At 45.8% G+C, this 21,370-nt stretch carries 16 protein-coding genes; 3 read left to right on the forward strand and 13 right to left on the reverse strand.

Translation table 11 applies throughout. The annotated features are described in order from the left end of the window. Positions 1–54: 54 nt before the first annotated feature. From FS628_RS01955 to FS628_RS01990, 8 genes are all read right to left on the reverse strand, one after another. Positions 55–1,746 (reverse strand): glycoside hydrolase family 13 protein, encoded by a 1,692-nt coding sequence (locus FS628_RS01955; RefSeq protein ID WP_145318229.1) that lies wholly within the window; start codon positions 1,744–1,746, stop codon positions 55–57. A 329-nt stretch (positions 1,747–2,075) separates the two neighbouring features. Then, positions 2,076–2,534 (reverse strand): VanZ family protein, encoded by a 459-nt coding sequence (locus FS628_RS01960; RefSeq protein ID WP_145318232.1) that lies wholly within the window; start codon positions 2,532–2,534, stop codon positions 2,076–2,078. 41 nt (positions 2,535–2,575) lie between these two features. After that, positions 2,576–3,445 (reverse strand): effector binding domain-containing protein, encoded by an 870-nt coding sequence (locus tag FS628_RS01965; protein WP_145318234.1) that lies wholly within the window; start codon positions 3,443–3,445, stop codon positions 2,576–2,578. A gap of 262 nt (positions 3,446–3,707) precedes the next feature. Continuing rightward, on the reverse strand, positions 3,708–6,140 hold the full coding sequence (locus FS628_RS01970; RefSeq protein WP_145318237.1) for a glycogen/starch/alpha-glucan phosphorylase: 2,433 nt from the start codon (positions 6,138–6,140) through the stop codon (positions 3,708–3,710). A gap of 544 nt (positions 6,141–6,684) precedes the next feature. After that, entirely contained in the window at positions 6,685–7,788 is a 1,104-nt protein-coding gene (gene glgD, locus FS628_RS01975) for a glucose-1-phosphate adenylyltransferase subunit GlgD (RefSeq protein WP_145318240.1), read from the reverse strand. Between the two features lie 26 nt (positions 7,789–7,814). Then, entirely contained in the window at positions 7,815–8,984 is a 1,170-nt protein-coding gene (locus FS628_RS01980; RefSeq protein WP_076217121.1) for a glucose-1-phosphate adenylyltransferase, read from the reverse strand. Positions 8,985–9,565: 581 nt separating this feature from the next. Continuing rightward, the gene (locus FS628_RS01985) at positions 9,566–10,717 is read right to left on the reverse strand and encodes an iron-containing alcohol dehydrogenase (protein WP_145318243.1); all 1,152 of its coding nucleotides are present in this window, start codon (positions 10,715–10,717) and stop codon (positions 9,566–9,568) included. Positions 10,718–10,963: 246 nt separating this feature from the next. Then, the gene (locus FS628_RS01990) at positions 10,964–12,658 is read right to left on the reverse strand and encodes a M3 family oligoendopeptidase (protein ID WP_145318246.1); all 1,695 of its coding nucleotides are present in this window, start codon (positions 12,656–12,658) and stop codon (positions 10,964–10,966) included. Positions 12,659–13,263: 605 nt separating this feature from the next. On the opposite strand from FS628_RS01990, the gene FS628_RS01995 reads away from it, so the two are divergent. Together FS628_RS01995 and FS628_RS02000 are read left to right on the forward strand one after the other, a co-directional pair. Beyond that, positions 13,264–14,019 carry a DUF3153 domain-containing protein gene (locus tag FS628_RS01995; RefSeq protein ID WP_145318249.1) on the forward strand — a complete coding sequence of 252 codons (756 nt, stop codon included), beginning with the start codon at positions 13,264–13,266 and terminating at the stop codon, positions 14,017–14,019. 120 nt (positions 14,020–14,139) lie between these two features. After that, positions 14,140–14,352 carry a hypothetical protein gene (locus tag FS628_RS02000; protein WP_062834023.1) on the forward strand — a complete coding sequence of 71 codons (213 nt, stop codon included), beginning with the start codon at positions 14,140–14,142 and terminating at the stop codon, positions 14,350–14,352. Between the two features lie 85 nt (positions 14,353–14,437). Here FS628_RS02000 and FS628_RS02005 read toward each other — a convergent pair whose 3' ends face one another. Then, positions 14,438–17,185, reverse strand: coding sequence for a PAS domain S-box protein (locus FS628_RS02005; RefSeq protein ID WP_186327691.1), 2,748 nt, complete (start codon positions 17,183–17,185; stop codon positions 14,438–14,440). A gap of 274 nt (positions 17,186–17,459) precedes the next feature. Between FS628_RS02005 and FS628_RS02010 the strand changes: the two genes are divergently transcribed. Continuing rightward, positions 17,460–18,284: a protein-glutamine gamma-glutamyltransferase gene (locus FS628_RS02010; RefSeq protein WP_145318254.1), complete on the forward strand. Its 825-nt coding sequence runs from the start codon at positions 17,460–17,462 to the stop codon at positions 18,282–18,284. A gap of 130 nt (positions 18,285–18,414) precedes the next feature. On the opposite strand, the gene infC is transcribed toward FS628_RS02010, so the two are convergent. The 4 genes from infC to FS628_RS02030 all read right to left on the reverse strand — a co-directional run bounded on the left by infC (position 18,415) and on the right by FS628_RS02030 (position 21,298). Then, positions 18,415–18,906, reverse strand: a complete 492-nt coding sequence (gene infC / locus FS628_RS02015) for a translation initiation factor IF-3 (protein ID WP_145318257.1) — start codon at positions 18,904–18,906, stop codon at positions 18,415–18,417. Between the two features lie 119 nt (positions 18,907–19,025). Beyond that, positions 19,026–19,958, reverse strand: a complete 933-nt coding sequence (locus tag FS628_RS02020; RefSeq protein WP_145318260.1) for a manganese-dependent inorganic pyrophosphatase — start codon at positions 19,956–19,958, stop codon at positions 19,026–19,028. 168 nt (positions 19,959–20,126) lie between these two features. Next, positions 20,127–20,450, reverse strand: a complete 324-nt coding sequence (locus FS628_RS02025; RefSeq protein WP_145318263.1) for a (2Fe-2S) ferredoxin domain-containing protein — start codon at positions 20,448–20,450, stop codon at positions 20,127–20,129. Positions 20,451–20,551: 101 nt separating this feature from the next. Continuing rightward, a complete protein-coding gene (locus FS628_RS02030) occupies positions 20,552–21,298 on the reverse strand; it encodes a metallophosphoesterase family protein (RefSeq protein ID WP_145318266.1) in 747 nt (248 codons plus the stop codon). Positions 21,299–21,370: the final 72 nt, after the last annotated feature.

The raw sequence follows: 21,370 nt of genomic DNA on the forward strand, positions 1-21,370 counted from the left end.
TTATGATTATAAATCATAGCTCTTCACCAACGCAAAATTACGCCTTCCTCCGTCTTACGGCTGCTTACGATACACCCTTGCTTCATACGGCTGCAGCTGAATGGCACCTTCATCCGTAGAGTAACGTCTGCTTACATTGCTGATCATCAGCTTGGCATGCTCGGAAGTCCAGCCTTCTGGCCAGTACATCTCAGGCTCGTGCCCACGGAAATTCAGAATGACCAGCATCTGCTCATCTTCCAACGTTCGGGTATAGGCATAGATATCCGGATCATCCGGTAGTAGCAGTTCATACGCGCCATAGATAAGCACTTTATGCTGTTTGCGAAGGGCAATTAGCTTACGATAATAATGCAAAATGGATTGCGGATCACTTTCGGCATCAGCTACATTAATCTCAGGATAATTTTCATTCACCTGAATCCAAGGCTGACCTTGGGTAAACCCAGCGTGTTCCGTATCATCCCATTGCATCGGGGTGCGGGCGTTATCGCGACTCTTCAGCCAGATCGCCTGCATGACTTCATGCTTCGACTTACCTTGACCAATGTAATGATTATAATAATTTTTCGTCTCAATATCCCGGTATTGCTCGATATCCGGGAAAGCGACATTGGTCATGCCGATCTCTTCCCCTTGATAGATATAAGGTGTTCCTTCAAGTGTAAGCATCCAGGTCGCCAGCATCTGAGCAGAACGCACCCGATATTTACCGTCATCTCCAAACCGGGAAACCGGGCGTGGCTGATCGTGATTGCCCATGTAATTGGCGTTCCAGCCTCTACCATGCAAAACCGTTTGCCACCGACTCATGATTTCTTTGAGTTCGCTCAGTTTCCATTCCTTATAGTTCCATTTCCCAATTCCTGAAGATTTAGCATCAATGAACATATGTTCAAACTGGAATACCATATTAAGCTCGTCACGATCCGTGCCCACATAAGCCAAGGCCTGCTCAGGCCCAAGTCCCGAAGTTTCGCCAACCGTCATGGGTCCGTAAGGTTTCAGGATCATATTATTCAGTTTCTTCAGGATCGAGTGCACTTGTTCCAGGTTGGAAAAGAGCTGATACGCTGGAACCACCGGCAGATTATCCGGATTATGGGCACTGGGCAGACCTTCTGCCTTGGCGATATGCGCTACTGCATCGAAACGAAAGCCGTCTACCCCTTTTTCCAGCCACCAATGCACCATCTCATACATCTCTTCTGCCATCTGTGCATTATTCCAATTGAGATCAGGTTGTTGTTCCGAATACAGATGCAAATAATATTCATTCGTCTCGGGATCATGTTTCCACACCGAACCTCCAAAATAGGACTCCCAATTATTCGGCACCTGCCCATTTTTGCCTGAACGCCAAATATAATAATCCCGCTTCGGATTCATCTTCGATGAACGAGACTCAGCAAACCACGCATGTTCATCCGACGTATGATTCAGCACCAGGTCCATCATGATCTTGAGACCACGCTTGTGGGCCTCTGCCAATAACCGATCAAAATCCTCCATCGTGCCGTATTTGCGCAGAATGGCGTAATAATCCCGGATATCATATCCGTTATCATGTCCTGGTGAATCGTAGATGGGACAGAGCCAGATCACATCCACGCCCAAATTCTCCAAATAATCAAGCTTCTCATAGATCCCCTGTAAATCACCCTGTCCATCCCCGTCCGAATCCTTGAAGCTGCTCGGGTAGATCTGGTATACGACACTCTCTTTCCACCAAACGATATCGTCCACCTCGCTCTCATCTTTGTGTACTATATAAATTGAACTAAAGAATATTTACACTGGACACTCCGATGACAGAACAACCTTCCGATCGCTGTTATCCCCAGATTTTATGAATCCCCTTATAAGGGGAAAATCCGGTGATAAAGGCGAACGCTTTCGCTTCTTCAGGTTATTTCTGTCCTCTCCGTTTCGTGTAAATGTTTAGTTCAATTTATATATAATCTCTGCTCACTGTATTAAGCCGTTAATATGTTTTATCCGAAAAGATTCCCTTGTAAACATTTAAAAGATATCTCAGGCAAAAAAAGACCCGGTCTTGGACCGCGATCTGCGGCTCAATTCCGAGTCCTTCTTTGTGATAAAAAGAGTAACTTCAATCCAGCGTAACCTATCCAAGCACCAATTGTGTTCAGAATAATGTCATCCACATCGAACGAACCCACGCGTGTAATCAATTGTATGAATTCAACACCAAGCAGAAGCAAAACAACTGTTGCTGTAAAAGTCAGGAATGTACGGCACCTCCGAAACAACCATGGAATCCAGATACCCAGCGGCATGAACAAAACGATATTGCCAAACAGATTCTTGACCCAGGTGTCTGTATTGTACCTCTCTCTCTCCATAAGAAGTGGCCGAATCGTCTCGAAGGGTAAGAGATTATATTGATAATACATGCCTGGCGTTCGTCCACTGACAAACAGTAAAATGCCCATAATCAGTATGTACAGCAATGCCGTGCAGGCAACAATGGTGAGCATCCATTTGGAGTGAAGCCATGACTTTTCGCTCATTCATCCGTCCTCCGACCTTGAATTCCGCGAAGCGGTAAGGTCTATTTTAACGGGATATAGATCTTCATGTCCAGTTGTTCAGGCGTCGATTTCCAGACATCCGTCACTTCAAAGTCCGGTCCTTCCCTCCGCTCATAGTTGGACTGAGGCAGCCAGCTGCCATAGATCATTTTACGGATATCCTGCCCGGAGCCTTCCACGGTGAACTCTGCATACAAGCCGCCCGGAATCTCAATCGATGTAAAACCAGGTTCAAGTACCTGAGATGTTCCACTGCTCTCTTCACCCACAATAAAAGAAAATGCTCCATTCTCTTCAAAACGACAGGCTACACCGTAGGCCATATCAGGGCGTGTTCTCTCCGGGATCGCCATGAATCTCTGTTCCACACCAAAATCGTGATAAAATCCGGGTATTTCAGTGTAATGGTGGTTGTCATTCAGGTTGGTCTTATATTCATAGCCGATGATCCAGTTCGGAGCCAATGTGACTATGCGGGGTGTGTTCATGTGGAATGTTCCACCAAGCCGGGTTCGATAATCGTTAAAATCAATGCTCCGCTGCATATTCAAAAGTGACCACTGATCCGCTTCCAGCTTACGTAGCTTCGCCGGTGTCATCCCAAAGTAGGCTGAAAATGCACGGATAAAAGCCTCTTGGGATTGATAACCGAAGCGTATTGCAATGTCCAATATGCCTTGCGATGTGTCCCTCAGCACCCCTGCAGCTTCCGTTAATCTACGTCTACGCACATATTCGAGTACTGTGAACCCGGTGATTGCCTGGAATAAACGTTGAAAATGAAACGCCGAAAAGCTCGCAGCAGTGGACGTCTCTCTGATATTAAAATCATCTTGCAAATGCTGCTCCAGATACTCAATAGCAAGCTGAATTCGTGTGTAATGATCCATCGTGACAGGTCTCCTATCTAATTCGAAATATCAAACGATTTCATATGTAGTATGACTGAGAACCTGAACCTTTTTTTGATTTTGTGTGCGAACTTGTCATGAGGAACATGTGAAATCCGCTTCTATTCATTCGGAGTGTCCCTATAATTCACTGTATGCCAAAATCCCCTTGTTCCACAAGGAGATGCTCTCTGCTCTGATTGATTAACCAGCAGAGATGACTCTTGTGAACAAGGGGACCAGTTTGTCTAAAAATCTTTTCTTAACCTTTCCAGTTCCCGGACACCGGATGAATTCCCCAGATATCCGTAGCATACTCACTAATCGTACGATCACTGGAGAATATGCCGGAATGCGCCGTGTTCAATATCGCTTTCCGAGTCCAGCCCGGAATATCCCGATACGCCTTGTCAATGGCAGCATGCGCGTCTGCATAAGCAGCAAAATCACGCAATACAAAGTATTCGTCACCATGAGCCAGCAGTGAGTCATAGATATCCCAGAATTCCCCGTCTCGATAACAGAATGCACCTGGATGCACCAATTGCTCCACGACCTCGCGAATCCGTTCATCGTGCTGCACAATTTCATTCGGACGGTAGCTGCCGGAACGATAATACTCAAGCACTTCGTCCGCACGCAGACCATAGATGAACATATTCTCTTCTCCAACCTGCTCTGCCATCTCCACGTTGGCTCCATCCATCGTGCCAATTGTTAAGGCGCCGTTCATCATAAACTTCATGTTGCCCGTACCTGAAGCTTCCTTGCCTGCGGTTGAGATCTGTTCACTAACATCCGCAGCCGGAATGATTTTCTCTGCAAGAGAGACGGAGTAGTTCTCAAGGAAAAACACCTTCAAGCGGTCATTCACGGCCGCATCCCGATTCACCGTGTCAGCCACAGTGTTGATCAGCTTGATGATTTTCTTGGCAAAATAGTAACTCGGCGCTGCCTTCGCGCCGAATATAAACGTACGTGGCACCATATCAAACGAAGCATCATGCTTAAGCCGATTATACAGATGCATCACATGCAGAATGTTCAACAGTTGTCGTTTGTAGCCATGCAGCCTCTTCACCTGTACATCAAAGATGGAGTCCGGATTCACTGCGGTTCCGGTATGATCCAGAATGTACGCAGCAAGCCGCTCTTTGTTATCCCGCTTAATCGAACGGAACTGCTCCTGGAATGATGTATTATCCGCAAAACCTGCCAGTTGGTCCAGTTTGCCCGGCTCTGTTATCCATTCGTTTCCTATCGTATCTGTAATCAGATCCGACAGTTTCGGATTGGCATGCATCAGCCAGCGACGATGGGTAATGCCATTCGTTTTATTATTGAAACGTTCTGGATACAGTGCATAGAACGGAGCCATCTCGCGCTCTTTCAAAATCTCAGTATGCAATGCAGCGACACCATTCACGCTATGACTGCCTACAATCGCCAGATGCGCCATCCGCACCTGATCATTCGCAACGATCGCCAGATGCCCTATGCGATCCTGATCTCCCGGATACCGATCCAGCAGCATGCCACAGAAGCGTTTGTTGATCTCTTCGATGATCAAATAGATCCGCGGCAGCAGCTTGCTGATCATGGATACAGGCCATTTCTCAAGTGCCTCACTCAGCGTCGTATGATTGGTATACGATACGGTTCTAGTCGTGATATCCCATGCTTCATCCCAGCCATAACCCTTCACGTCAATCAGGATGCGCATCAGTTCCGGAATAACCAAGGTTGGATGCGTGTCGTTGATGTGGAAAGCCACTTTATCCGGCAAACGATCATACGACAGCTCCAGCTTGTTGAATGTACGCAACGCACTTTGCACGCCTGCCGAACACATGAAGTATTGCTGCTTCAATCGCAGCAGCTTTCCTTCGTACTGGGAATCATCCGGATACAGGAATTCCGAGATTGATTCGACCGAACGGCTATAATCCAGATAGCCGTAATAGTTCGAAGGGGTGTCGAGTGAAGTCTCCCGCTTCGGCTCGGCACTCCATAGCCGCAATGTATTTACATGGGTCTGACCATAACCGATGACAGGCACGTCATAAGGAATGGCTACAACCGATTCAGCATCTTTTGTAACAAACTGATAATGTCCATCCTGTTCATGAGCTTCTACACGGCCCCAGAATTGCACTTCCACCTTTTTGTCCGGACGGCGTACTTCCCATTCGTTGCCTTTATCCAGCCAGTTGTCAGGTAGCTCCACCTGATTGCCATTAATGATTTTTTGTTCAAACAGCCCATATTTGTACCGTATACCGCAGCCATGTCCTGCATATCCGAGGGATGCGAGTGAATCCAGGAAACAGGCAGCGAGTCGTCCCAGACCTCCGTTACCCAGTCCTGCATCCGCCTCCTGTTCTTCCACCTCTTCCAAAGAAAAGCCCAGCTCAGCCAAACTGTCACGGACCAATTCCAATTCATTCACATGCAGCAGATTGTTGCCGAGCAGACGTCCAATCAGGAATTCCAGCGAGAAGTAATAGACCTGTTTATCCTGGCGCTGCTTAAACCCCTGATTCGACGCTGCCCAATCCTGGCCTGCATATTCACGAATCATGCTTCCCAGTACGTGGTACACGTCTTCCTCTGTTGCTTCTTCAATCGGTTTGCCCAATTTGCTGACCAGATTCCGTGTAAAGATACTCTTGAACGTTTCTTTATTGTCAAACAAAAGTAGGTTCCTCCCGGGGAAATCCTGTAGGACGGTGGCGGTTCATACACATTTGATACGCAAGCCTGCAACACCATTAAGGGCTACACTTTCGGCTAAAAGCCCGTTCCGGTGACGAATCGTTCTTATGATCGCTGTTGTCTCCAAATTTTCTCGATTTACTTATACAAATTGAACTGACTAATATTTACACTGGACACTTCGATGACAGAATAACCTTCCGATCGCTGTTATCCCCAGATTTTTTGATTCCTTTTTAAAAAGGGAAAATCCGGGGATAAAGGCGAGCGCTGCGCTTCTTCAGGTCATTTCTGTCCTCTCCGTTTTGTGTAAATGTTTAAGTTGAATTTATATAAGACAAGGTTAAAATTTGAAGAAAGCATAGGCTCCTTCAGAATCGATTCCATCCCCTTCACTGCGTTTGCACGTTGGTGAGAACTTTCGAAGATGCAATTCATGCATCGAATGTCTACGAACCTTAAATCCATCCTACAGGATTTTTATTTTATATATATTTATAGAAGATATCGGTTACGTGTGGGCTTTAGATAATAGTGCTTTTCGCCAAGATGTATGGATTCGACGGGTCACCGATCAGTGTCTGTCCTCCGGTGAGCTTCACGTCTTTATCCAGAATGACGTTCTCAAGTACGGTTCCTTCTCCAATGTAGCATTTCTGCATGATGATTGAACCCTTAATTTTGGCACCTTTAGCCACCTGTACGCCCCGGAATAAAATGCTGTCTTCCACCTCTCCAGCTACAATGCAGCCATTCGCGAGAAGTGAATGTTTAACATCGGCGGTATCCAGGTATTTGGCAGGCGCTTCGTATTTAATTTTCGTCTGGATCGGATCTTCCTTAAACAGTTGTTCATATTGACCTGTGTTCAGCAGATCCATACTGTTGCGATAATAACTGTCAATGGAATTGATGACCGCGTGATAGCCATCATATGCATACGCAGCGATATTCAATCCATCTGGATTTTTTTGGATAACATCCCGGAAGAAATGGCTCTCGCCATGATCAATGCAGCGCTGCACCTGGCGCAGGAACAATTCCTTTTCCATGATGAAAATTTCTGTATATATATTCGGGTGGTTAGCGCTTTGGTGAATGTCCACCACGTTACCGTCCCCGTCATGGTCAACCTTGACACAGGCGTCATGCTCAGGCAGCAGCTGATCCACTTTTTTGCAGACCAGTGTAACGTCCGCTCCTTTGTTGATGTGATATCTGTAGACATCCTGGAGGTCTGCTTTGGTCACATGGCGACTGCCCGCATGCACTACATATTGCCCTGCACCTCTGCGGAAGAAGTCCAGATTGTTATGGAAGTGCTGCAAGTCCCCCTGTGATGTATCTGTTGGATCGTTCCAGTCGGGCGGCAAAATAAACATGCCCCCATGCTTACGATCCAAATCCCAAGGCTTGCCGTCACCGAGATGGTCCATCAGCGAGCGATACTTACGACGGACAAACACCCCTATACTCTCAATTCCGGCATTCATCATATTAGATAGAACAAAATCGATCAGACGGTAACGCCCGGCATAAGGCACCGCGGCTCCGCAGCGAAAGTACGTCAATTCCTTCAATTCCTCAAGTTCATGGTCAAGGTTAATAACTCCGATCAATGATTTCATCGCATGCACCGTCCTTTTGGCTTCAATTAGGCCTTACTGGTTATTCCTTGGCGAAGCTGACGCTCCAGTTCTTCCTGATCGACGAGTAATATATCACTCTCATCTCCCGGTGCGGGCGAAATCTGTGTTCCATCCGGAATAACCAATCCTTCTGCAATGATTGCTCGGTGAATACGCACATTTTGCCCGATCTTCACCCTTGGCATGATGACAGAATCTATAACGGCGCTGTTCTCCCCAACCTCAATTCCATAGAACAGGACTGAATGATTGACTTCTCCATGCACCACACTGCCTTCACTAATAATACAATTCCGCACCTTGGCCGAAGGCGAGATGTATTGTGCGGGTTGGTTCGGATTACGTGTAAAAATACGCCAGTCCGGATCATTTAGGTTAAACGGGGTATCTTCGTCCAACAAATCCATATTGGACTCCCACAGACTGCGAATGGTACCTACATCTTTCCAATACCCTTCGAACGGATACGCATATAAGGATTTTTCATTTTCAAGCAACAACGGAATGATATCTTTACCAAAATCATAAGAGGTGGACGCCTGTTGTTCATCCTGAATCAGGAAACGTTTCAGTACATCCCACTTGAAGAGATAGATACCCATGGAAGCAAGTGTGCTCTTGGGCTCAGGAGGCTTTTCTTCGAATTCATAAATGCTATAGTCATCGTTGGTGTTCAGCACCCCGAACCGGCTGGCTTCTTCCAATGAGACATCAATAACGGATATGGTGCAGTCCGCGTCTTTTTCTTTATGGTACTGAAGCATCTTTTCGTAATCCATTTTATAGATATGATCCCCTGACAGAATGAGCACATGCTCGGGATCGAATTGTTCAATAAAGTTCAGGTTGCGGAAGATTGCATCCGCTGTGCCCCGGTACCAGTTGCTTCCGTCTTCACGTTCATGAGGAGGAAGTACGTATACCCCGCCGTTTTTACGGTCCAGATCCCAGTCACTGCCAATGCCTATGTAAGAATGCAGGACAAGTGGTTCATACTGGGTCAACACACCAACCGTATCAATACCCGAATTGGAGCAGTTACTCAGTGGAAAATCAATGATTCGGTATGTTCCTCCAAAATATACAGCTGGCTTCGCCAGTGATTTGGTCAATCCTTTTAACCTCTTCCCTTGCCCTCCGGCAAGTAGCATCGCTACAACTTCTTTTTTCGCCATCATTACAGCCTCCTCCACGTGCATTCGTTCTGATTCATTTCAGAGCCCATAATCGATATTCTGTTGTGTGGACACTGTTGTCATGATTAGGAGCATGCTGTACAGATGTGTAACTGGTGTTATTCTTATTGCAGTTGAACTCTTGGATTGTGAAGCCTGAAATTGAGATGATGCGGTGTAGAATTGTCTTGACTGTCTTACTGAGGTGAATGTTGGATGTAGTGCTTAAGGTGTAGCTCGTGAACAATGTAATAGACTACTCTACTCCTATTTAACATTAAACACGAAACGGACTGGGGAATCTTGCTGGAAAACATCGACATCAAATTAAGGTTCAAATTACCCTTTCTCGTGTCGCTGCTATTCATAATGTATTCGATAATAGGGAACGAAACTCCTTTAGTTTTTGTGCAATCATTAAGTGGGAAAATAAGTAAAAATATGGATTGCGAACACGACAAAAAAGCCGACTTTCGATCCCGGCTCATTTTGTCTGTCGATTTTATGGATCCTGCTTAGTCCATTCTCCTCTAGCTTTAGCAGGATCATACTGTACTTTGGTATGTCCGTTCTGAAATGGTCTATATAATTTTGCGGAATAACTCCATCACTTCATCCTTCGATGGTTGATATGGATTGCCTGGTGCACAGGCATCTTTCATCGCGTTATCCGCAAGCAGTTCAACATCAGGATCCTTCACGCCCAGTTCGGACAGTTTCTCGGGGATGCCTACTTCCTTCGATAGCTGTCGAATGGCCTCAATGACGTACTCCGAACACTCCTCATCGCTTCTTCCCTTCACATCCATACCAATGGCTTTGGCAATATGACGGAATTTGCCGGGGACATGCTTCGCGTTCAACTCTTCCACATAGGGGAGTAACATTGCGTTACATACACCATGCGGCAGATCATACACGCCACCCAGTTGATGCGCCATCGCATGCACATAACCAAGGCCCGCATTATTAAAAGCAATCCCGCCAAGAAAACACGCGTACGTCATATGTTCCCGAGCTTCCAGATCGCTGCCGTCTCTCACGGCTCTTGGCAAATATTCAAAGATCAATTCAACAGCTGCTGCAGCTGTAGCACTTGTCACTGTAAATCCACCCGGCGTAACCATCGCTTCCATGGCATGGGTCAACGCATCCATTCCTGTGGCCGCTGTAAGACTTGCAGGTTTGCTGAGCATCAGCTCCGGATCATTAACCGACAGGGAGACTAGACTGTTGCGGTCCACCATCACCATCTTCACTTTGCGTTCCTCATCTGTAATCACGTAGTTAATTGTCACCTCGCTCGATGTGCCAGCCGTTGTATTAAAGGCCACAAGTGGCACGGACTTATGTTTCGATTGATGCAATCCTTCATATTCACGGATATGTCCACCATTGGTAGCTACAATGCCAATGCCTTTGGCAGCATCCTGTGGTGAACCTCCGCCTATCGATATAATGGCGTCACAGCCATGATCCTGGAATACGTGAAGTCCGTCATGTACATTCTGACACGTTGGATTAGGCTGAACCTCATCATATACTACATAGTCTAACCCTGATTTTCTTAATATAGACAGTACCTGTTCAGCAACACCTGAAGTAATCAATGCACGATCACTTACGACCAGCGCTTTGCGAATACCCATCTGTTCAATCATCTGACCTGCTTCTTGTAAACATCCTCTACCCATCAAGTTCACGGGCGGAACATAATATGCATGTGTTGCCATTTGAACCAGCCTCCTGTAACCCCTGATTTACTATCTACATTGTAACTGAATCCGTTTACAGATATAGTGAAATAAATCACAATGAGTCCGATAAATGTTACACTTGAGGTTGATTTTTCCCCGTAATGAAAAAAACGACCCAGACACCCGAAGGTCTCCAAGCCGTCTTACTTATCTATCTTAAAGCTTTATCCACTACTTATACCTTACCGCAGGTACTTACACTAAAAGCATCCTTACGAAGGCTTACAGCGCCTTATCGTTCACGCCGTCAAGCCATGCCTCAATCTCACCAATTACGGAGGATACACAGCCATCCTCGAATGGAGAGTTCAATCCAGCCAGTTCAACCAATCCGGTGAAGGACAGGCTTCCTCCCGCTTTGCACAATGTCAGATAGTCGGCCCATGCGGACTTCATGTCCTCATTGCTGCGTTTCCAGAACTGGAATGCACAGATTTGTGCCAACGTATAGTCAATGTAATAGAATGGCGATGAGAAAATGTGACCTTGCTTATGCCAGAAACCACCCTGCTCCAGATACGCATTATCTTTGTAATTGATGTGTGGCAGATAGGTCTTCTCAATGTTGCGCCAAGCCTGCTTGCGCTCCGTTGGAGTTGCATCCGGGTTCGCATACACAAAATGCTGGAATTCATCCACAGCTACACCATACGGAATGAACAACAGACCGGAAGACAGGTGATCAAACTTGTACTTGTCCGTATCTTCTTTGAAGAACAACTGCATCCACGGCCATGTGAAGAACTCCATACTCATGGAATGAATCTCAGCCGATTCATATGTCGGCCAGTTGTACTCAGGCACTGCAAAATCACGGCTCTCATACACTTGGAAAGCATGACCTGCTTCATGCGTCAATACATCAATATCACCGGATGTACCATTGAAGTTGGAGAAGATAAACGGCACTTTGTAATCGTTCAGGAACGTACAATATCCGCCGCCCTGTTTACCTTTTTTGCTTACCAGATCCATAAGCTCGTTTTCGGTCATCATCTGGAAAAATGCATCCGTCTCTGGTGATAATTCAGCGTACATTTTTTTACCATTATCGATAATCCAGTCCGCGTCACCCTTAGGTGTCGGGTTACCCGTCTTGAAGCTGAAGCCCTGATCGTAATAATACAGCGTATCCACATCGATCCGATTACGCTGACGCTCTCTGAGCTTGGTCGCCACAGGCACGATATAATCACGAACTTGTGCACGGAAGTTGGCAACCATCTCGGCGTTGTAATCCGTACGGTTCATACGATCATAACCGAGTTCTACATAGCTTGGATAACCCAGTTTCTTCGCGATTTGTGTACGCACTTTAACCAGTTCATCGTAAATGCGATCAAATTCAGCTTCATGCTCAGCCATGAAAGTGTATCTTGCTTCCGACGCACGCTCGCGCATGGAGCGGTCCGTAGACAGTTCAAATGGATGAAGCTGAGGCAACGTACGCTCTTCACCTTCAAACGGAATCTTGGCCGAAGCGATCAACTGGTTGTATTCTGTGGAAAGTTTGTTCTCCTTCTGGAGTTCTTCGATAATTTCCGGGCTGAATGTTTTCAGAGAAAGATCCGCCAGCTGGAACAACTGTGAACCCCATTTTTGCTCTAACTCGTTGCGGAATTTGGAGTTAACCAGTGCGCGGTAAAAATCCGTGATATACTCCTGCACAATTGGTGCGTTCTCATCCAGAAATTCGTTCTCCGCCTTGTAAAACGCATCATTGGTATCAATGGAATGACGGATGTAGACCAATTGGGCTTGCGTCTCAAAATCACTGCGCAGCGCGTTAATCTGATCCATGAATCCGCTCTGTTCTTCAACCGTTGCAGCAGCTTCGAAACCGCTCAGCAGCTCACGGAAAGATGTCTTGATGTGTTCCAGATCGGGACGTGTATACGTATACTCACCAAATTTCATTTATGTACACCCTTTCCTGTTTGGCAGAATCTCGGGAATATCCCGAGTTAAACTACCCCCTATTATACAAAAGAGTAGCTAAAAAATCCCATCTTTACGAAAAATATTTGTCCATCGGTCAAATTGCGCAACATCATTGGTTATATATATTACGCGCCAATGTAAGGTTACGTACTCAAGATGTTTTTCAACACAAATAAGCCCGCCTCGCGTTAGCGAAGCCAGCTTATAGGCTTGTCTCTTCTGTTCCACATTTTAAGGAATACTAGCTTTGGTCTTTGTCCATAATCCGATAGAACCAGCCCATTCCGACCATGCCTACGACCATAATAACAGCCATAATAATGATATATGTCATGAATGTAACCTCCCTGCTTCCGTATATTCATCACACTACTACTAGTGTACACTGTGAAGCTCCGTTTGAATTGACCGAACATTGACAAAAATACGAAATCTTTAATTTTAATAAATCAATTATTTCCACAATCATACTGTATCATTCTCATCTTGCTACACTGTTTAAAGTTTCATCCGCCAACCTTACGGTGTATACTATACTTCTATGAATTGGAAATGGATTTTACGTAGAAAGGTTGAAAGACATGTCGACTCGCATTCCCTTACGTCAGCTAATGCTTACTGTTCTACTAACCCTTATGTTATCTATTTTATCCGCCTGTGCGGATGGAGAAGCCCATCTAACGGTTAATATGGATGGTTCAACGGATCTGGATCTAGATCTCAAGGTAACCAACTCTGCACTTGGAAAGATCGGACAAGACAATCTCATGCCTCTGATCGCAGATGCATTGAATCGAAATAACTTTCAGGCAGAGGTATCGGAACAAGGGGATCAGAAGCAACTCACCGCAACAACCCATTATGAAAAAAGCAATACGACCAGCTTTGATACGTCCAAGTTACCACAAGGCATCAAGGTCGAACAATCCACTACACCCGGCTTCTTCAACTCCAAAATGCACATTACAGCAGAAGCCGATCTGATGGAGTCCATGCCGGATGGTGAGATCAAAAATCAGATTAACAAGGTGCCCGGATTTCTAAAGAACCTCTTGTTGAAAGATGTAAATTTTGACTTTAAGTTGTCTCTGCCCATCAAAGCAGCAGATTCCAATGCGGACCAAGTGGAAGATAGCGGAAAAACGCTCATTTGGCACGTTTCACCACTCCAGATGAATAAGCTAGATCTGACTGTACAGGTTCCCAATATCCGGAACATCATCATTATTGCAGTCCTTGGTTTATTGTTAATCGTTGCACTGCTCATTTGGATTTTCGTTCGCCGAAGACGCGCAAGACAGCGCCAAAGTGCAAGACCACATCGTGGTAAACGTTAATTCCATCACTACAATTTTATTTGTGACTTGCCAAACGGTGTTATGGATAGTAGAATACATCCGTACTGTGTGAACGGTTAGATTTTTAATTATGTAAAAGCTAAAGAGGTGACAGGTTTCATGAATATCCGGGAATGCCCACTACCTGGTATCGGAGTTAAGTACCAGTTTGATACAAAGGGCGGCAATCAGTTAGTCATTATTGTACACGAAGACGGACGCCGTGAATTATTCTCCGTTGATCCACAAGACAACGAAGAACTCACTCTGATTGCAGAATTGGAAGATGACGAATGCGTAACCCTCTCCGGGTTAATCGGAGGATGGTCCTGATTCTTTGTTATCAGGAGCCATATTCATTTGAATGAATGACAGAATAACCTGTACCTTGAGTTTCAAGGTACAGGTTATTTTTCTGTTACGTTACCTTCTGAGAGCGGATGTATGGAACCCATGTATTCAGTACACGGCTGATCTCCGTGGAATGGAACGGTTTGCTGATAAAGTCCTGCATTCCACATTTCAGGCATTCCTCACGGTCACTTGCGCCTGCAAAAGCTGTAATCGCAGCAATAACCGGGATTTCCGGATGAGTTTGCCTGATTTTGCAGGTCGCTTCAATCCCATCCATAATCGGCATTTGAATATCCATAAACACCAGGTCATATTGCACCTTGTTCAATGACTCGACGGCCTGCGCACCATTTTCAACAATATCACACACCCCACCGAATTTACGCAGCATTTCCTCCAGCAGATGACTATTGATCGCTTGATCTTCAGCAATCAAAATTTTGATGTCATGACCAAGACTGGCTCGATCCAATTGCAATTCATTATTCGGAGCTACTTCGATCGATTCACTACTTTCATCTTGCCACCGCTCAAGCACCAGAGTGAACTGAAATTCTGCACCCTCACCAATCTCACTCTGTACGCCAATCGCTCCGCCCATTAACTCCACAAGCTTTTTGCTGATCGCAAGCCCCAGACCTGTCCCGCCAAACTTGCGATTGATGGCCGGATCTATCTGTGAGAAGGATTGGAACAGTTGATGCTGCTTCTCCATTGGAATACCAATCCCTGTATCTTGAACCGAGAAGGTCAACATCAGGTGATCTCGACCATGCTCCTCTGAGAAATCAGCCCCTACCTTCACTGTAATACGGCCTTTCTCTGTGAATTTAACGGCGTTCCCCACCAGATTAATTAGAATCTGCCGTATTCGAGTCTCATCCCCTCGAACACGTTCAGGAATCTGATCCGACATTTCACAGTAGAGTTCAATATTTTTTTCTGACGCCTTAAGTGCAAACAGTTCGATCACGCCACCCAGCATGGTCTTAATATCTACAGGCGCACGCTCCAGATCCATTTTGCCTGCTTCAATTTTGCTGAAATCCAGAATTTCATTCAAAATGTACAAAAGGGATTCACCGCTGTCAATCATGATTTCCGCAAAACCCTTCTGTTCATCATCCAGCTCCGTTTCCATTAACAGATGGGCCATGCCCATGATGCCGTTCAATGGCGTACGAAGCTCATGACTCATGATGGCGAGAAACTCGGACTTCGCACGGTCTGCATGTTCTGCTGCTTCCTTGGCACGTATGATGTCCTTCACCGATGTCATATCACGGAAAACCAAAACGGCTCCACGGGTTCTCCCTTGATCCATAATCGGCTTCAATTGAAACTCAGCCAGGAAACTGGAGCCATCCGGTCTCCAGAATACGGATTCGGTACGCGGCAGACTTCGTCCCTCACGTACAGCCTGCAGAATCGGTGTATCCTTGGATGCATAAGGAATGCCTTCGCTCTGCATTTGGATCATCATCTGTTCGAGCGGTTTACCATTCATCTCACTTGGACAGATGCTCATCATCTCTGCAGCAGCTGGATTGGCAAAGTTCATATTCCCTTCCAGGTCCAGTCCAATAACACCCTCAGACATCCCATTCAGAATCAGCGCCCTTTCATAGCTCAGATTCTCAATTTCCTCAACGTAACGCTTCGACTCTGTAATGTCACTTGTGATTCCATAGATGCCAACGACTTGGTCCTCCAGTAAAATGGGAACATTGATGACACTAGCCTCAATTCGCTGACCGTTTTTGTGAATCAAACCTATCTCGTAGCTCTGGGCAGTCCCCTTTACTGTCTGCTCAAAATGATACCGGGTCTTCTCCAAATCGACAGGATCGATGAGATGATCAAAAGGTCGACTCAGTAACTCTTCCTTAGTGTGTCCTGTCAATTGTTCCTGACCCACATTGGCCTTCAGCAGATTGCCATCCAGATCCAGAGAGGCCACGCCCAGCGGATTACAGTCGAATAATGATCTGTACTCCTGCAGGCTTAGCTTTTGTTGCTGGCTGACTGTGATATCACGGGTTACGGCGACCATCTCTTTTAGGTTACCTGAATCGTCATACACATAATGGGTAATGGTATCTGCCCATACCGTAGATCCATCCTTATGCTGAAGACGGTAACTGATTCGTTTAGGTGCCAGTCCCTGCCTCTGCTCTTCCACGTAGGTTTCAACCAATGGCGCGTCCTCGGGATAAATAACAAACGTTCCCGGCTGACCAATAACTTCTTCCGGTTCATAACCTAACATGCTTCTACATGCATCCGATACATACTGGAATGTACGCTGAGGATCAGCATGATGTATGGCAATTAAATCTAGAGAAGATTCTGCCAGGAGACGAGAAACACGGCTGCTTTCCTCTAGTTGTTTGCTTTTCACTAAAAGCCGTTCCTCTGCATCCTTTTGTTTTGTAATGTCAGCAGCTTGTACCAACAGGTATAACGGATCACCATTCGTTTCATCCCTCACAATGCAGGCTCTAATCGTAGCCCACAATAACGAGCCATCCTTTCGTTTCAGACGAACCTCTGTCTCGTACATCGGACGTGCTTCATCGGTCATTTCCCAGAACTTGCTGCGGAATTCTTCCATGTGCAGATCTTCTTCATAGATCATATGTATGACCGAAGTATCCATCAGTTCTTCTTCACTATATGCGAGCATCTCACAAAATGCCGGATTAAGCTGCAACCAACGTCCATTCACATGCGAAGCGACAGCAATGCCTATTGGTGCGTGCGTGTATAATTGTTCGAACAGAGACCGGCTCTCTGTAATGGATTTCGACACCACATGTCCTCCTTTATGAGAATCTGAATGTATTCCGTATGAACAGATCCACCTGAACATAACTTCATCTATAAGAGTACTACCCCAAATGCCATGATTTTTAAACGAAATCGGTTAAAATCCGCGCATGAATTCACATTTCTTAATTATTGCTACTGACGACTTTCATTGCAGACATACCAATTCGAACACATGACGTCATATACTACACAATACCCTTGCACTCCCGATTATACAATGTTGAAAATATGAACATGAACGGAGGTTATGGATCATGATCATTGTCGCCAATCAACCCCTCGAATTGAACCACTCGGAATGGTCTGCTTTTGAATGGGGTTGGTTACAACAACTCCAGAATGGTCCAACAAGGTACGTTTACCAGTCCATGGATCATCTTCATTTTGAATGGGATCTGAGGAGCTCTCTCGTCGATGCAGCGGAAGGATTGGATCGTAGCGGGGTCAGTTTTGCATCCTTTGAAAAATCCAGATGTAATCCTGCCTACTGGAATCGTAATGCGGAGGGTGGATTCGAACTAAAGTCGAACGTGACCCCTGCCGATGGCATCCGGGATATCTGGCGGAATGGACATTTGTATGCCTTTGAATGTGCAACCGCGACAGTCATTGTGTTATATGGCGGGGTACTGGGCAGCATTCGCGAAGATGTCTTTAATGCCTTGTTCCGTAATCTGTTACTGTTTGACTGGCATTATGACAGTGATCTGCGATTGACCGAAAAAAACGGTTGGGAAACCGCCCTTCCAGGAGATGTGCTTTATTTCAAAAACCCGGATGTCTCTCCGGAAACCCCCGAATGGCAGGGGGAAAATACGATTATGTTGCGTGAAAACTGGTATTACGGACATGGCATCGGCATTGCACGCGGCGAAGATATCATTCGTACCCTGAATCAGTTTCGTTTTCCTGGCAGCCAAGTCTCCGCTTATTTAATGGATATGGTTATCTATCCTGATTCCTACTATTTATCCCGATTCGCCAAGAACAGCCCATCCAACATTCCCGCCGGATCTACGCCTGTATTACCCGGACAGTTATATGTCCGTCTTGGAGGCAGTCGTTATTTACGAAGCTAAACGACGGGAACGTTCACCGCTCACACATTGAATCACTTGGTATATCAATCCCGATGATGACATAAAAGCCCAATGGAGCAGCAGTTCCCCTGCCACCTCATTGGGCTTTCCCTACATCGCTTCCGGCAGTTTAGGCAATCGGGTCCAGTTGCACAACAACCTGTTTACCACTTACCTGAACCCCTGTCGTTTTGCTGCCGAATTCAGCAAGTGATTTGCTCAGTTGCTCTGCCCACTCCTTGCCAGCAACTCCCTCTTTGGCTCCATGCACCTGAATAACGAGTTTTACCGAATCCCCCTTCTTCAGAATGCGCTCTGCCTGAGACTGCTTCGTATCCCGGTCATGATCTTCCATCGCAAGGTTCAACCGGATTTCCTTTACTTTACGTTTATCGGGAGATTTACTCACTTTTTTCTTCGCCTGTTGCGCTTCCGCTTTGGCTGCTCCAGCTCCAATCAGCTTGCATGGTGGCGGACTGGTCATCAAGGACAAGCACACCAGATCTACTTTATGCTGCTTCGCAAGTAGAAGTGCTTCCTGCGTAGACATGACACCCAAATCTTCACCGTTCAGACCCGTAAGCTGCACTTCGGCTGCTTTGATCTTTTCATTTTTGATCATGATTCTTCCTCCTCTACATCAAAAGCCTGTCCTGACCATTTACGGATCAGAGCAGGCTAGGATGGTGTTGCTACTATTTGCAATACATATCAGCGTACGAGTACGCCAATCGGCTTGATTTACAGCGTGTTGAATGCTTCAGTCAGAACCGGTACAATTTGTGATTTGCGTGATACTACGCCTTTCAAGATTGCTCTGCTGTCGGACAGCGTCACATTGTAGGCTTTCTCCACCGCTTTAGTGGATGTACCATATGCCAGGGCAACGGAATCGTTGTTCAAAATGTCTGTTACGACGAATACGAACAGGTCGAGACCTTTACTCGAAATAATGGCTTCAATAGCTGCTTCAAGCTCAGGTTGCTTCACGAGAACATCATTCACGTCAACAGCATTAACCTGTGCAATTTCCACTTTGGACTGACCCATCACGAATTCTTTGGCATCCAGAGAGATCAGCTCAGCAATCGTTTTTTTGCTCAGATCCGCGCCGGCTTTCAACATATCCAGACCATAGCTGTCTGCATCTACACCAGCAATAGCAGCCAGTTCACGCGCAGCAGCTACATCCTGTTCTGTGCAAGTCGGGGATTTGAACAACAGGGAATCGGAGATAATGGCAGACAGCATCAGACCAGCAATCGGTGCACTCACTTCGATACCATTTTCTTTGTACATTTTATTCAAAATGGTTGCTGTACAACCTACAGGTTCTGCACGGAAATACAGAGGTCCGCTTGTCTCAAAGTTAGCAATACGGTGATGGTCGATAACTTCAACGACAGTCACTTCCTCAATATCGCTTACACTTTGCTGACGCTCGTTGTGGTCAACCAGGATAACCTTGTTTACTTCATTGGCAGCTGTTTTAATCAGACGCGGTGCTGCGATTTTGAATTGATCCAGTGCGAACTGGGTTTCACCATTGACTTCGCCGAGACGCACAGCTTCAACGTCCTGACCCAATTTTGTTTTCAGATCCGCATAGGCGATTGCCGAACAGATCGTGTCCGTGTCGGGATTTTTGTGACCGAAGATTAACGCTTTTTCCATATTCATAGCCCTCCGTCAATTCTGATTTAGAATAATACATGTCCTATTTTTAATCATACCCTACTGATTATAGCGCTTATAAGGCTTAATTCCAATCCCTTTACAGCGAATTAATTGCAAATCATTCTCAGGTCAGTTATTTTGAAAAATAATATACGCCCTGTAATTCTAATTCACAGAGGTCTTGGCCACATTAGCAATGAGGTGCTTCTCCAATTTCTCCCCTTCACACAAGGCCTGTACGAGCGCTCTGCCTGAGTCCGGTGTCATTTGGCCATACCAGTCACCCTGTGGATAGACAATGGTTACACATGCATCATCACAACGACCATTACATTTGGTACGCGTCGTATGGATGAATCCCCCAGCCTGCTGCTTAAGAATCTCGTCCCGCACCGCCTGAGTTACTTCTTCTCCCCCATTACGCATGCACGTTCCACCGTTGCAGAGTAAAATGTGATGTTGCAGTTGATCCAGATTGTAGATAGCCAAACTTGGTTCATTCCCCTCAAGTCGATATGATATGTATCCTAATTATTCCATGCTACAACCTTATAAATTAGCATATGAAACCCTCATACGCAACGAAAATATTAAATCTCAGGCTCTTCTGGGTTCTGCTCTCGCTGCACAAAAAAGGTCTGTAAACTGCCATCCTCACTAATCTCCAGCAGGTTCAGCTGCGCTCCGTAGGCACAACCACCGTCAATGCCAATTTTGTCTCCGCTCGGGTCAAACCAAATGCCTGTCTGATCATGCAAATGCTTCACGGGTGTGTGTCCAAATACAACCGTCTCTGTAACCCTGGTAGGTCTGGAATAGAATGATTCACGAATCCATATAAAGTCCCGCTCGGACTGGCTTCTCCAATCCTCAATATCGGGGTTAATCCCGGCATGCACAAAAATATAACCCTGAATTTCGTATACCAGCGGAAGCTGTTCCAGAAAACGAAGATGGTGTTCATAGTGTGTACGTATCCACTGTTTGGCTTCAGTGTAAGCATTCCAGTCCATCTGCTGCTCATCAAAAGTAAGATCCAGATAACTTGCTATCGTCTGTAACCCGCCATTACGAATCCAGTGTTGGTCATAATCCTCAACATCATGAGTCAATGCTTTGACCATCATGGCATCGTGATTTCCTTTGATCACAATAATATGATGCTCTTGCTGAAGCTGCATAATCTGTTCAATGACCTGTTTGCTGCTCGGACCTCGATCCACATAATCCCCCAGCAAAATCAATTCATCCTGCATCGGATTATAGTCTACACGCTTAAGCAGCGCATTAAATTCATCGTAACAGCCATGAATGTCACTAATCACACATCTGCGCATGTGAATCTCTCCTCTCCCTGATCACGCAAGAGTATAACCGGAACCTTGCAAGAGCAAGATTCCGGTCTGTTC

The sequence above is a fragment of the Paenibacillus xylanexedens genome (genome assembly GCF_007676705.1).
In the GTDB taxonomy this organism is placed as follows: domain Bacteria; phylum Bacillota; class Bacilli; order Paenibacillales; family Paenibacillaceae; genus Paenibacillus; species Paenibacillus xylanexedens_C.

Bases quoted from the DNA above. Each gene is read 5' to 3' on its own strand.
- FS628_RS01960 (WP_145318232.1), bottom strand. From the start codon at position 2,534: ATGAGCGAAAAGTCATGGCTTCACTCCAAATGGATGCTCACCATTGTT.
- FS628_RS01965 (WP_145318234.1), bottom strand. From the start codon at position 3,445: ATGGATCATTACACACGAATTCAGCTTGCTATTGAGTATCTGGAGCAG.
- glgD (WP_145318240.1), bottom strand. From the start codon at position 7,788: ATGAAATCATTGATCGGAGTTATTAACCTTGACCATGAACTTGAGGAA.
- FS628_RS01980 (WP_076217121.1), bottom strand. From the start codon at position 8,984: ATGGCGAAAAAAGAAGTTGTAGCGATGCTACTTGCCGGAGGGCAAGGG.
- FS628_RS01985 (WP_145318243.1), bottom strand. From the start codon at position 10,717: ATGGCAACACATGCATATTATGTTCCGCCCGTGAACTTGATGGGTAGA.
- FS628_RS01990 (WP_145318246.1), bottom strand. From the start codon at position 12,658: ATGAAATTTGGTGAGTATACGTATACACGTCCCGATCTGGAACACATC.
- FS628_RS01995 (WP_145318249.1), top strand. From the start codon at position 13,264: ATGTCGACTCGCATTCCCTTACGTCAGCTAATGCTTACTGTTCTACTA.
- FS628_RS02000 (WP_062834023.1), top strand. From the start codon at position 14,140: ATGAATATCCGGGAATGCCCACTACCTGGTATCGGAGTTAAGTACCAG.
- FS628_RS02010 (WP_145318254.1), top strand. From the start codon at position 17,460: ATGATCATTGTCGCCAATCAACCCCTCGAATTGAACCACTCGGAATGG.
- infC (WP_145318257.1), bottom strand. From the start codon at position 18,906: ATGATCAAAAATGAAAAGATCAAAGCAGCCGAAGTGCAGCTTACGGGT.
- FS628_RS02020 (WP_145318260.1), bottom strand. From the start codon at position 19,958: ATGGAAAAAGCGTTAATCTTCGGTCACAAAAATCCCGACACGGACACG.
- FS628_RS02030 (WP_145318266.1), bottom strand. From the start codon at position 21,298: ATGCGCAGATGTGTGATTAGTGACATTCATGGCTGTTACGATGAATTT.